This is a genomic window from Pseudomonas sp. IT-P171 (assembly GCF_949767765.1).
Classification (GTDB): Bacteria; Pseudomonadota; Gammaproteobacteria; order Pseudomonadales; family Pseudomonadaceae; genus Aquipseudomonas; species Aquipseudomonas fluorescens_B.
On record NZ_CATKQN010000011.1, the window covers coordinates 521,083 to 533,847 of the forward strand.

Below are 12,765 nucleotides of genomic sequence, written 5' to 3' on the forward strand. Positions count from 1 at the left end.
GCCCTCTAGCATGCGCCTGCCGTACGAGGGCGATCAATGTGCTTGACGGCAATTCTGTGTTGCCGGGAATGCAAGTAATCGGCGTGAGACCGAGTCGCTTCCCTCGTGGGCAAGCCGCGCGCCTACAGTCAATTGCATACTCCTGTAGGCGCGAGGATTGCCCGCGAAGGGGGCGTATACCCCAACAAAATGCCAGGCTCAGGACAGGCTGTCCGGATCCCCGAAGAACATCTGAATCCGCGACCTCAGCCAGCGTTCTCCTGGATCATTGTCCTGCGACCCACGCCATGCCATGTGCAATTCAAAGCTGCGCACCGGCAACGGCGGATCTTCCGCCCGCACACCGCCGGCTGCCGTCAATGCTTCCGCCGTGTAATCCGGCACGGTGGCGACAATGTCAGTGCCGCTGATCAGCGTGCTCAACCCGTTGAACTGGGGCACCGCGAGCACGACATGCCGTTTGCGTCCGAGTTTTTCCAGTTCTTCATCGATAAAGCCGCTGAGGTCACCAGCGAAAGACACCAGCGCGTGGGGGCGTTCGCAGAAGTCGTCCAGGCTCAACGGCCCCGGCACCGTATCGGCACGCAACAGCTTGGGCAGGCTGCGACGCAGCACTTTGCGCTTGGCGTTGGCCGGCAAGTCGGCGGTGTAGCTGACGCCGATTGAAATCTCGCCCGAAGCCAGCAGGCTCGGCATCAGAATGTAGTTGGCACGACGCACCACCAGCACAATCCCCGGTGATTCGGCGCGCAGGCGTTTGAGCAGCATCGGCAGCAACGCGAATTCGACATCGTCCGACAGGCCGATGCGGAACACCGCAGTGCTGGTCGCCGGGTCGAATTCCGCCGCACGGCTGACGGCGGTGGAAATCGAGTCCAGGGCCGGCGAAAGCAGGGCGAAGATCTCCACCGCCCGGGCGGACGGTTCCATGCTGCGGCCGGTGCGCACGAACAACGGGTCATCGAACAGCCCGCGCAGGCGCGAGAGCGCCGCACTGATGGCGGGCTGGCCGAGGAACAATTTCTCCGCAGCGCGGGTCACACTGCGTTCGTGCATCAATGTTTCGAATACGATCAACAGGTTCAGGTCGACACGACGCAGGTCATTACGATTCATCTGGAGTCCTGGCAGAGTCATCAAGCTTGACGAGAGCGGCCATATGAGAACAATGGCCGGCATGAATATTACGGGGAAAGGCTGCTACTCTGCACCGAGTAATTCAGTTTTCCTACAAAGGCTGCTTCGGTTTCTTACGACATTTGAAGATGTCGCCGTCGCTGCGGAATCAATGACAGGCATGTCGACTATTAATAGCCACTGATAGTCTTGGGTAGAAAGCCCAGATAGAGTTCAGGGCATTAGAGGTTTCTTTGACGAGGTTTGCGATGTCCCGCACGATCCGTTTTCACAAGTTTGGTCCAGCCGAGGTGCTCAAATGCGAAGAGCATGCGGCCGCTCTCCCTGCGCCGGGCGAAGTGCAGGTGCGCGTCGAGGCGATTGGCATCAGCTGGTACGACATTCTCTGGCGCCAGAACCTGGCCTCGTCCCACGCTCGTTTGCCTTCAGGCCTCGGCCATGAAATGTCCGGCGTCGTGACGGCGGTCGGCGAGGGCGTCGATGACCTGGCGGTCGGTGACAAGGTCGCCAGTTTCCCGGCTGAAAGCCCGAACGACTACCCGGTCTATGGCGAGCAGATCGTTTTGCCACGCTCGGCGCTGACCCGCTATCCGGACGTGCTCAACCCGATCGAAGCGGCGGTGCATTACACGCCTCTGTTGATTGCCTACTTCGCTTATGTCGATCTGGCACGGGTCAAGCCAGGGCAGTTCGCCCTGGTCACCGACGCCAGTCACTGTGCCGGACCTTCTTTCGTCCAATTGGGTAAAGCCCTGGGCGTACGGGTGATTGCCGCCACGAAGACGGCCGAAGAGCGTGAATACTTGCTGTCGCTGGGTGCCGAGAAGGTCATCGTCACCGAGGAAGAAGATCTGCTCATGCGGATCAACAAGATTACCGATAACCGCGGTGTCGATGTGGTGTTCGATGGTTTGGGTGGCCCTCAGATGTCTCTGCTCGGCGATGTGCTCGCACCTCGCGGCAGCCTGGTGTTGTACGGCCTGCAAGGGGGCAACCAGACGCCATTCCCGGCCTGCGCAGCGTTCCAGAAGAACATTCAGTTCTTTGTGCACTGCATCGGCAACTTCACCGGCAAGCCGGAACTGGGCATCATTCAGGATCAGGCCGCACTGCAACGTGCCTTGCGCGACATCAACCAGATGACCGCCGATCGCGTTCTACTGCCACTCAAGACCCGGGTCTTCCCGTTTTCCGAGTTTGTCGAAGCACACCGCTACATGGACGAATGCCCATGCCGCGAACGGGTCGCCCTGCAAGTCGAACCTGCGTAACACCCTCTCTGAAAAGTCCGTGCCCCGCACGGACTTTTTTTATGCGTACGGGAAAATGAAACGTCCCTGTCGATCAGGTCGGTTCAGCAACTGAACTGGTTTTTGCTCTTGATCTGTATCTTCTAATCGTCATCTAAGCCCTGATAATTGAATGATTACTTTCATCTCAAGGAAAGAGTCATGTCTGGGTATCGGTTTGATACTTTTCAATGCACATCGTTAATATATTTCCGACAAACCGTTGATCGTTGTGCAGTTGCCAAACAATCATCTGCGACTTCTTTCTTTATTTCTTGTGCTAAATGTCTGTGGGATGTTGTCGGACATTTCCTAGGATCTCCCTTCCAGCCCAGGAGCGCCGGTATTACGGGTCTTTGCGGCGGCCTGTCTGTTGCCGGGACAACCGCACCGAGCAGGCATTTCAAATAATTACAGAAGCTTAAGTGTTAGCATTTGGGAACAACGTCCAGCACTTCAATCGTGGCAGCTAATCGATTTGCGCCGTGCATATCGTTGTTTGCTCACGGTTGAACTTATGAGTATCAGGTAGATAAAGATGACCCTTATCCATGACCAGGCGATGAGTTATGTCTATCAGCAAGTGCTGCAACGCTTGCTGAGTTTCTTTTCCCGGGCCGAACGCACAGCGTTGCAGTTGATGATTCAGCGATTAGTGGTCACCGCGGGCGGCATGGATCGCATTGGTGATTACAAGGTGCTGGCCATCCAGTCCGGGTCCCGGGACAGTTGCTACACCCTGGCACTGCTACGCGCCGCGCAGCTCAGTATTGCCGGCAGGGCACCTTCTACCTTCCAGCTGCGTGTGGCTTCATTGCGCATGAACGGCATCAGTTCGACGGTTCAAGACAACATCCATCGCAGCTGCAGCGCCTTGTTCCTCTACGATGATCCCAGGGTCGAAGTATTGATGGCCGATAATCGGGAGGTTTTGCCGTTCAGGCACCTGGCTCCGATTTCGGACGCGGGGCGCGAAGGCAATCGACTCAATCTGCTGATGGTGGGACATCGTCGGTCCCTCGACGGACCGGTCGATCTATGGGACGACGGGTATCTGGCCACTGGCGAATTCGTTGGGCAAATTGCCCGGTGGAACAACGGCGTCGATGCATTGATCAGCAGCGACTCACCGCGTCAGCAGAAACTGTTTATCGAGGGCTTGAAGCGGGCGGCGGCGAAGGCCGGGCTCACGACGTCCAGTCATTCTGGAACCGGTTTTGACATGCTGTTTGCAGTGCTCGACGAACTCGGCAGCGATTGTTACCGCACGTTTTATGACGGAGAGGGCCAGGCGCAATGGCGTCCGGCCGAACAGTTTGAAGCCTGCCGTCGCACCACGTTCATCGACATTCACGACCTGCTGGTCGGCAACCGGGAAGACCGATGGCCGCTGCTCACCGAATTTCTGGGTTTTCAGTCTGACGAACTCACGGTTCAGCTCAGTGACAACGACTACGTCAGTCCCTCTATCTCTGCCCATGTCCGGGGTTTGCAGGCGTGTTTCATGCACGGTGACAGCTATGAATCCGGCGTCGCCGACTACTTGCAGCGAGCCTTGGTGATGATGCGTCGCAAGCGGTTGCCGGAGCGTCTGTGCGAGCAAGCCGTGGAGACCTTTGGCAACCCGGCGAGGCTGTCCGATCAGCGTGCACTGGCTGCGGCCGAGGCGCAGAAAAGCCTTGGGTTGAACGAGGCGCAGCTGGTGTGCCTGCTCTTCGCGCCTTTTGTCGAAAACGGTGCCGGGCTTGAGCGTTTCCTGCGTCAGTGCCACCCTGGCATGCTGGTGGCAATGCCTGACTTGCACCGGGCGATGCAGGGCAACCCGGTGCCGGAACAGATTGTGCACTGGATGGTCGACGTCAGCGGGCTGCCTGTCAGCCTGATCGGCAAGCTGTACCGCATGGGGCCGACGCCTGACGTCGAGGGCAGGGTGACCGACGGGGAGCCGGCCGACGCGCACGGGCAATCCGAAGCCGCCAGTCATGACCATGATGCTGCGGTGGCGGGTGAATGGTCAGCGGGACATTGAAAGGACCTCGCGAGACTGACTTTGCCTATCAGGCGGTGTACCGATACTTGACCCACCTGATCAACGAGCCGGTCAGCGACACGAATGTTCGCTTGCCGTCGTTACGCCAGTTGGCGAATCGACTGGGCGTGTCGATCTCGACTATCCAGTACGCTTATTCGCTGCTGGAAAAAGAAGGGCGTGTCTATTCGGTGGCCAAGTCCGGCTACTACGCGTTGCCGGTGTCCTCGATCAATATGCCGGGCAGTGGCAACGACCTCCTCGAAACCGTCTATGTCAGTGCCAGGCGCCCGGGCATGCTGGTCTTCAGTGCCGATGAGCCGGCGCTGCTGCAGCCTCTCGACAGTCCGTTGTTGCTGCTGGAGCGCGAACTGCTGCGCCAATACCCGCGTCTGCCACAACCACCTTCACAACCTTGCGGCGAGCTCGAACTGCGCACCGCTCTTGCGGCGCGTTACACCACGTCGCCAGTGCGTTGCTGGCATGCCGATGACGTTTATGTTGGCGCAGACTTGCGCGGAGTCCTGGAAATATTGATCGCTGTGCTGGGTCTCAAGGACGCCGCGGTGGTCGTCGAGTCGCCGTGTGACTGGACGATCCTGCGCTTGCTTCAGGCCGCGGATGTTCAAGTGATCGAATGGCCAGTGCAAGCCAATGGCAGCCTGGACGTCGAGCGACTCAAGGAACTGCTGGAAACCCGGCCGGTGCAGCTGGTGATGCTGTCGTCGGGGTTGAGTGCGCCGCGGGGCAGTCTGCCGCCCGACGACAATCGACTGGCCATTGCGCAGTTGCTGGAACAGCATGGCAGTTGGGTGCTGGAAAACGACTGTTACGGCGACCTCGAATTCGAGCCAGGCGGCTTGCGATTCCGCGACCTGCTCGACCCCGGCCGGCTGATCGTGTTCTCCACGTTCGAGAAAATCATCGGTTCGGAAGCGCCGTACGGCTATCTGCTGTCGCGACATTTCAGCGAGCAATTGCAGCGGCACTTCCTGCTGCGCTCATTTCGCCTGTCGCCGATTCGCCAGAAAGCCATTGCCCGTTTGTACGGCAATGGCCGGATCGATCAGCACCTTCAGGTGCTGCGCAGGTTGCTCAAGGATCGCAAGGTGCACATGACGCAGCTATTGCAGGAGCGTCTGGGCGACGCCCTGCATGTCGTCGATCCTCAGGGCGGGGCGACGATCTGGGCACGCTCACTGCGTCAGGTCGATATGCGTCGCGTGTTCCAGCGCTTGCTCAAGCATCATGTGGTGATTGCGCCGGGCGAACTCTTCAGTCTGCAGGGGCTGCATACGCAGCATTTGCGCTTGAGTCATGCGTTCGGCGGAGATCATGACATCGGTGCTGCATTGAGCCTGCTGGGAGATGCCTTGCGACTGGAGTCGGTGGACTGAACACGGCTGTAAACATCGTTTGTGCCCATGGATCGATCCCATCGCGTTGCGGTCAAACTGCCAGTAAACTGCTGTCCTATTCCTGAACCACTCTATTCCAGAGGTTTTGCATGACACTCAGTCCTTTTGCGGGCAAACCGGCACCGGCAGAATCGTTGGTCGACATCCCGCGACTGGTCACGGCCTATTACACTGGCCAGCCCGATGCCGCCATCTCCACCCAACGCGTCGCCTTCGGCACGTCCGGGCACCGGGGCAGCTCGTTTGACCTGAGTTTCAATGAATGGCACGTCCTGGCAATCAGTCAGGCGATCTGCCTGTACCGCGAAGCCCAGGGCATCGACGGGCCACTGTTCGTCGGCATCGATACCCACGCGCTGTCCACCCCGGCCGGCGCCAGCGCCCTCGAAGTATTGGCGGCCAATGGCGTGACCGTGATGATTGCCGAGGGTGACGAATACACCCCGACACCGGCGATTTCCCACGCGATCCTCTGCTACAACCGCGGCCGCACCTCGGGGCTCGCGGACGGCATCGTCATCACGCCGTCCCATAACCCGCCGCAAAGCGGTGGCTACAAATACAACCCTACCAACGGTGGCCCGGCCGACACCCACATCACCAAATGGATCGAAGCCAAGGCCAACGAGCTGCTGGGCAACAAGCTCGCCGGTGTCAAACGCATCAGCTACGAACAGGCGCTGAAGGCCAGCACCACCCATCGTCATGATTACCTCAACACCTATGTGGCCGACCTGATCAACGTGATCGACTTCGATGCCATTCGCGGTGCCAAGTTGCATCTGGGCGTTGATCCGCTGGGCGGAGCAGGGGTTCGCTACTGGTCGGCGATTGCCGAACATTACAAGCTGGACCTGGACGTGGTGAACAAGCAGGTCGATCCGACATTCCGTTTCATGACGGTCGACTGGGATGGCCAGATCCGCATGGACCCGTCATCCAGCCACGCCATGCAAGGCCTGATCGGCTTGAAAGAACGCTTCGACGTGGCGTTCGCCTGCGATCCGGATCACGACCGCCACGGCATCGTGACCCCGTCGGGTGGTTTGCTGGCGCCGAACAGTTACCTGGCGGTATCGATCGACTACCTGTTCCAGAACCGTCCGCAATGGCGCGCTGATGCGGCCGTGGGCAAAACCGTGGTCAGCAGCGGTCTGATCGATCGCGTGGCCAAGCGTCTGGGCCGTCGCCTGTACGAAGTACCGGTCGGTTTCAAATGGTTTGCGGACGGGCTGTTCGACGGCTCGCTGGGGTTTGGCGGAGAGGAAAGTGCCGGCGCGTCGTTCCTGCGCAAGGACGGCGGTGTCTGGAGTACAGACAAGGACGGTTTGATCCCGGCGCTGTTGGCGGCAGAAATGACCGCTCGTACCGGTCGTGACCCAAGCCAGGCTTATCGCGCGTTGACTGACGAACTGGGCGAACCGTTCTCGGTGCGAGTCGACGCCAAGGCCAATCCGGAACAGAAAGCCCTGCTGAGCAAGTTGTCGCCGGAACAGGTCACCTCGACCCAGTTGGCGGGCGAAGCGATCCAGAGCATCCTCAGCCATGCGCCGGGCAACGACCAGGCCATCGGCGGTCTGAAAGTCATGACCGAAAACGGGTGGTTCGCGGCGCGTCCATCGGGTACGGAGGACATCTACAAGATCTACGCCGAAAGTTTCGTCAGTGACGAACACCTGAAGCAGTTGGTGGCTGAAGCGCAAACATTGGTGGATGGCGCTATTTCCGCGAAGTAATCGAGTGCCCTGTGGTGGGGGAGCAAGCTTCCTGGCCACAATGGCTTATAAAAAATGGGCGGCCATTTCTGGTCGCCCATTTTTTTGCCCTGCATTTACCCCATCAAGCCAGGTCCACCAACACAATCTCACTGTCCTCAATGGCCGTTACCCGCAACACCTGCTCATCGGCCACTGCAACACCGTCTCGAGCTTGTGCGCGCAACCCATTGATTTCAATCACTCCCGTGGCTGGCACGAGGTAAGCACGACGGCCGCTGTCCAGCCGATACTCGGCTGACTCGCCAGCCTTCAGGTTCGCGGCCACCAGCCGCGCATCCGCACGAATCCGCAGGCTTTGGTCGTCGCCGCTCTTGCCGCTGGCCAGCGTCACGAAACCTTCGCGCTGGCCTTTCGGGAACGGCTTGGCACCCCAAGACGGTGCCAGGCCGGTTTCGTTCGGGATGATCCAGATCTGGAAGATTCTGGTTTCGGTGGCTTCCAGGTTGTACTCGCTGTGTGCGATCCCGGTGCCGGCACTCATGACCTGAACGTCGCCCGCTTCGGTGCGGCCTTTGTTGCCGAGGTTGTCTTCGTGGGTAATCGCGCCTTCACGAACGTAAGTGATGATTTCCATGTCCCGGTGAGGGTGTTTCGGGAAGCCGGTGCCGGAGGCGATCACGTCATCGTTCCACACCCGCAGGTTGCCCCAGTTCATACGTTTTGGGTCGTGGTACTCGGCGAACGAAAAGTGGTGATGAGCATCCAGCCAGCCGTGGTGGGCGCCGCCCAGGGAGTTGAAAGGTCTGAGTTCGAGCATGATCGTCTCCTGAAATGGGTTTTTGATGGCGAGCATCATCCATCAGGGACTGATCGATAAAAAGCGTAAAAAATGCCTCAGTATCATCGAATAAATTGATGTTAAATAGCCTCGAAACATTCTCACCCGGCCTTCACTTCATCGCATAAGCCAATGACCTGTAAGCATTTCACTAGAACTCAACGGCAAATGCAGACACCATAGTCATCAACAGCCTCACACCCTGGAGTCAGTCCGCGTGCCGCAACACACCCCCGATCTTCCTCCTGAACTTCGTCCCTTGGCCGAGATGCCGCTGCTCAAGCGTCTTGCGGCCCGGTTCTTCGGCCATGGCCTGACCCGGCTGCGCGCGCAACACCGCGCGTCATGGTTGCATGGCCAGGCGGATGGCTTCCGCAGTGGCCACATCGCGGGGGTGGATTATGGCTATAAGGAAGGCAAGCTCGAAGGGTTGGAGGAAGGTCGGCAGGTGTTGCTGATCCGAGATTCGCGTTCGACCGAACACCGCCCACCGAGCGTCGACGACAACCTGTTCGATGATTGGCGCCTACCGCTGAGTGCTGACTTGAAAAAGCGCATGAAGGCTGACGTCGCCCGGTTTCTGCCAGCCCATGCCCAGCCCAGCGCTGCACAGTGGAAGATGATTTTCAGCGACACGCCATCAACATCGGTGATCGCCGGCGCGGGGGCGGGCAAGTCCACCACGCTGGTGCTGCGTATCTTGCTGCTGACTCACTACCTGGGTTTCGAACTCGACTCGATGACCGTAGTGACGTTTACGCGTGAGTCGCGCAAGGACTTCATCAATAAGCTGATCGAGCTGTTTGCGCTCTGGGGCCGAGAGCTGAGCTTCAAACAAGCACGGGATCTGGTGCGGACCTTCCATTCGCGAATCCTGCCGATGGTGCGCAGTCTGCCGGGCTTCGAACGGCTACAAGCCTTCGAAAACCTCAGCCACCGCTCTCAAAATAGCGATGAGGAGGCCGACAGCAATCCGTTCGACCTTCGCATCAATGACGCCCAGCGTCAGCAGCTCAACGCCTGTTATCACAACCTGCACACCCGCGATGAACGTTTTCGCAATCTGATCACGCCGTTATCCCGCCATGCCTTGCAGCTCAAGGAATTGGAGCGCGATCACCCGGACGTGCAAAAGCGCATGGCCGTGACCGAACTGGCCGCGAAGCGAGATGAAGAGTTGTGCGATTTCATCGAGGACTTGTGGTTCCGCGCCGGTGCCTGGCCGATCAAGGGCATCGAGCCCAATCGTCAGTCGTTCGATATCAACGGCTCGACGTTTCACTGCCATGGCTACATTCCAAGCCTGGACGCCTGGGTGGTGCTGGGGTTCGATCCGCGGGAAAATCCGCAGGTCAGCCGCCCGAATGCCAAGCTCAGCGTTCGTGCCGAGTGGGCTGTAAAGCGAACACTGTTTCAAGCTTTCTGTCGTAAGCCTTTGATATGGCTGGATAGTTACGAATCTTCAAAACGTGTTTTGGCTTCGCTCGCAGGGGATGCCAGCGCCGGGCCGGGGTTCGATTACAAGGTCAAGGGCGAACTCGGTTCCGCGCCGTTGCTCGACTGTTTCGTCGCGGCGGCCGGATTTATCGAGAACCTGGGCCTGGATGTTCCGGACGCGGTTGGCCAGATGAGTTTCGCCAAGGACGACCCGGACCGTTTTTTCTTCGAAGCCTTGAGTCTTTACTGGCGTGCGCTGGAAGATCATCTGCTGGATCAAAAACCACCGGTGATGACCTACAACCGCATGTTTGCCTTGTTCAGCGAGCACTCCCCGGAAAATCAGAAGCTGCTGAGCGACGAATTGCTGCGACCGCTGTCGCACCTGATGATCGACGAATTTCAGGATGTATCGCCGCAGATCGTTTCCTGGATTCGTGCCAGCCTGGCGGAAATTCGCAGTCGTGGCCCGGCCATGCACGTCGGTCGCGGCGCCCAGCGTTCGTCGCTGCTCTGCGTGGGTGATGACTGGCAGTCCATTTATGGATGGCGCGGCAGTTCACCCACGTACTTTATGGAGTTCAACAAGGAATTCCCGTCGCCGAGCACCACCAAGGTCATGCTCAGTGACAATTATCGTAGCCATCAGCACATCATCGATGCCGCCGAACATATCGTGCGCGCCGCGCCCGCCATTGCCGGGAAAAAGGCCAAGGCCAGTGGCGAGGCCAGGTCGTTGCTTCCAGTGAATGTGCTGGATCGCGACGATAAGGGCATGGCCATGCGGCTGATGGAGCACTACAGAAAGGGTGACTCAATCTTGATGCTTTATCGAAAAAGTAGCGATAAGTCATTGATAGAAGAGCATATTCAGCCTGTGGTTAATGTTGATTCTAGCTTGCCGTACGAGTCGCGTCGATTGAAGCAATTGACCTATCACAGCGCCAAGGGCCTTCAGGCCGATGCGGTGTTTCTGCTGGGAGATTGTCAGCACCTGACCAGTTCGCCTTACAAGAATCAGGTCTACCGCATGGCAGGTCTGGGCAAGGCTGGCGACAGAGAAGCTTACGATAACGCACAAAAAGACGAGATTCTGCGACTGGCCTATGTCGGCATCACGCGTGCGGTGAGCCATTGCTACTGGTACGTCGATGGTCAGGACACTCCGGCGGCGAACATGCCGAAGGCTTCCGATAAGATCGGCAAGGGCAAACCATTCTTTGCCGATCACCGCGCGGGCAAGGCTGTTCAATCAGCGGACAATAAAAAGCCCACCTGACGTGCAATGCTGTTCACTTAAGCGCGCTCTTGGATCGTGCATACCTTTGTGGCGAGCGAGCTTGCTCGCGCTGGGCTGCGTAGCGGCCCCAAAAATCTGACAACTATTGCCGAGTTTTGTGAGTGCTACGCACTCAAGCGGGAGCAAGCTCCCTCGCCACAAGTTTCCTTTGATTCAAGACACTCTTAAGTGAACAACATTGCACCTGACGTGGGCTTTTTTACGACTGGCTCAGCCTTCAGGCATAACTCCTGAGGGCCGCCGGTGGAATGAAAGACTCAAGTTCATCCTCCACCGCTTCGATTATGCGTTCCACATCCGCGGCATTCATGACTGTTGCGCAGGGTATACCAGCGATGGCGATCATGGTCTCGCCACTGGCGCGGTCAAACAGACGGGCGATCATGCTGCCCGGTGCATCCATGCTCGCCTCAAAACCCATGGGATGAAAATGCCAGCGCATCAGCTGGCAGGCGTTTGGAAAGGTGACTTTACTGAACCCTTTATTCATATGTTGCCCGCCTTCTTCATCGAGCGCTTCCGTTAGCTCATGTTAGGAGGGAAGAGCCTTCATTGGCTCAACCGGTGACTGCATTTAAAAGTAGCATCCGGATGTGAAAATAATGTGGATTTTTCAGGCCGTTTAGCGATTGGTTCAGTTTTTTTTGATTCAGATCACAGCGCCACAATGATAGGCAAAAAGCCATTATCGAATCGACGTTGAAGCCGGGGCTGAATTTCGGCAAGCTCGCTTTTTTCTCATCGAGACCTTTATGCCCGCCGATGATGATGGTCCGCTGCAAACCCAGGCCACGAGCGAGACGGTCATGCGCTATCACTTGCGCTGGAAACACCGGGACCTGGACGGGGTCATGGCGCTTTATCACCCGGATGTTCAGTACAACGACTTTTTCCAGAACCGTGTGATGGGTCTGGACGAGTTGCGCGAGTATGTGCGCAGCAGCATGCCACGCGATCCCGATGAAGCGCTGGAGCACTCGGACCGCATTCGACTGGACGGCAACACGGCATTCATTCAGTACCGCATTACCCTGCGCGGTGGCGAAGGGTTGGTGTCCTTTCGTGCCAGTGAGGCGATTACCGTGCGCGACGGGCTGATCTGGCGGGTCAATGAGTACGCCTCGCTGATGCATGAGCGCTCCGTCAGCAAAACCGCCAACAATCAGCGTCCGGCCGCCAGTCGGCTCGGGTTGTCGCCGCGTCAGCTGAGTTTCATGGCGCAAGACCTGCAACAGTATTTCCAGCGTCAGCAGCCCTATCTGGACCCCGAGCTCGACCTGCAACGGGTGGCGAAGGAGTGCGGCTACAGTCGCAATCAGATTTCCTATCTGCTGAATCAGGTGCTGGGCCAGAGTTTCTATCGCTACGTTAACCAGGCCCGGTTACAGCATCTGCTCGCCACACTGGACACCGCCACGCCGCCGCTGCGGATCGATGAACTGGCGTTTGCCGCCGGCTTCAATTCGCTGTCGGCGTTCTATAGCTGTTTCCGTCAGCACACCGGCCTGTCGCCGAAGGCCTACGCTAAACAAATTTCTTTGCGTGCACGCGCGCAAGACAGCCTCTGAGCCCACGCACTAGGATCAACGCCATCGAAAC

General features: G+C 58.3%; 9 protein-coding genes. 6 read left to right on the plus strand and 3 right to left on the minus strand.

What is annotated here, in order from left to right; all coding sequences use genetic code 11:
- Window positions 1–198: 198 nt before the first annotated feature.
- The gene (locus ACM6I5_RS10830; RefSeq protein ID WP_017338753.1) at window positions 199–1,116 is read right to left on the minus strand and encodes a LysR family transcriptional regulator; all 918 of its coding nucleotides are present in this window, start codon (window positions 1,114–1,116) and stop codon (window positions 199–201) included.
- A gap of 269 nt (window positions 1,117–1,385) precedes the next feature.
- Here ACM6I5_RS10830 and ACM6I5_RS10835 point away from each other — a divergent pair, with 269 nt between their 5' ends.
- The 4 genes from ACM6I5_RS10835 to pgm all read left to right on the plus strand — a co-directional run bounded on the left by ACM6I5_RS10835 (window position 1,386) and on the right by pgm (window position 7,609).
- The gene (locus ACM6I5_RS10835) at window positions 1,386–2,408 is read left to right on the plus strand and encodes a zinc-dependent alcohol dehydrogenase family protein (protein ID WP_017338754.1); all 1,023 of its coding nucleotides are present in this window, start codon (window positions 1,386–1,388) and stop codon (window positions 2,406–2,408) included.
- Between the two features lie 556 nt (window positions 2,409–2,964).
- The gene (locus ACM6I5_RS10840; protein WP_414883800.1) at window positions 2,965–4,455 is read left to right on the plus strand and encodes a hypothetical protein; all 1,491 of its coding nucleotides are present in this window, start codon (window positions 2,965–2,967) and stop codon (window positions 4,453–4,455) included.
- Entirely contained in the window at window positions 4,452–5,852 is a 1,401-nt protein-coding gene (locus ACM6I5_RS10845; RefSeq protein WP_414883961.1) for a PLP-dependent aminotransferase family protein, read from the plus strand. The genes ACM6I5_RS10840 and ACM6I5_RS10845 overlap by 4 nt, the downstream gene beginning before the upstream one ends.
- A 110-nt stretch (window positions 5,853–5,962) precedes the next feature.
- The gene (gene pgm / locus ACM6I5_RS10850) at window positions 5,963–7,609 is read left to right on the plus strand and encodes a phosphoglucomutase (alpha-D-glucose-1,6-bisphosphate-dependent) (RefSeq protein WP_017338757.1); all 1,647 of its coding nucleotides are present in this window, start codon (window positions 5,963–5,965) and stop codon (window positions 7,607–7,609) included.
- Between the two features lie 103 nt (window positions 7,610–7,712).
- Here pgm and ACM6I5_RS10855 read toward each other — a convergent pair whose 3' ends face one another.
- On the minus strand, window positions 7,713–8,408 hold the full coding sequence (locus ACM6I5_RS10855; RefSeq protein ID WP_414883801.1) for a pirin family protein: 696 nt from the start codon (window positions 8,406–8,408) through the stop codon (window positions 7,713–7,715).
- 238 nt (window positions 8,409–8,646) lie between these two features.
- Between ACM6I5_RS10855 and ACM6I5_RS10860 the strand changes: the two genes are divergently transcribed.
- Entirely contained in the window at window positions 8,647–11,145 is a 2,499-nt protein-coding gene (locus ACM6I5_RS10860; protein WP_414883802.1) for a UvrD-helicase domain-containing protein, read from the plus strand.
- Window positions 11,146–11,383: 238 nt separating this feature from the next.
- Here ACM6I5_RS10860 and ACM6I5_RS10865 read toward each other — a convergent pair whose 3' ends face one another.
- Window positions 11,384–11,656 carry a DUF1652 domain-containing protein gene (locus tag ACM6I5_RS10865; protein ID WP_031318908.1) on the minus strand — a complete coding sequence of 91 codons (273 nt, stop codon included), beginning with the start codon at window positions 11,654–11,656 and terminating at the stop codon, window positions 11,384–11,386.
- Between the two features lie 262 nt (window positions 11,657–11,918).
- Here ACM6I5_RS10865 and ACM6I5_RS10870 point away from each other — a divergent pair, with 262 nt between their 5' ends.
- The gene (locus tag ACM6I5_RS10870; RefSeq protein WP_414883803.1) at window positions 11,919–12,734 is read left to right on the plus strand and encodes a helix-turn-helix domain-containing protein; all 816 of its coding nucleotides are present in this window, start codon (window positions 11,919–11,921) and stop codon (window positions 12,732–12,734) included.
- Window positions 12,735–12,765: the final 31 nt, after the last annotated feature.

Coding starts and splice junctions, on each gene's coding strand:
- ACM6I5_RS10830 (WP_017338753.1), bottom strand. CDS start 1,116: ATGAATCGTAATGACCTGCGTCGTGTCGACCTGAACCTGTTGATCGTA.
- ACM6I5_RS10835 (WP_017338754.1), top strand. CDS start 1,386: ATGTCCCGCACGATCCGTTTTCACAAGTTTGGTCCAGCCGAGGTGCTC.
- ACM6I5_RS10840 (WP_414883800.1), top strand. CDS start 2,965: ATGACCCTTATCCATGACCAGGCGATGAGTTATGTCTATCAGCAAGTG.
- pgm (WP_017338757.1), top strand. CDS start 5,963: ATGACACTCAGTCCTTTTGCGGGCAAACCGGCACCGGCAGAATCGTTG.
- ACM6I5_RS10855 (WP_414883801.1), bottom strand. CDS start 8,408: ATGCTCGAACTCAGACCTTTCAACTCCCTGGGCGGCGCCCACCACGGC.
- ACM6I5_RS10865 (WP_031318908.1), bottom strand. CDS start 11,656: ATGAATAAAGGGTTCAGTAAAGTCACCTTTCCAAACGCCTGCCAGCTG.
- ACM6I5_RS10870 (WP_414883803.1), top strand. CDS start 11,919: ATGCCCGCCGATGATGATGGTCCGCTGCAAACCCAGGCCACGAGCGAG.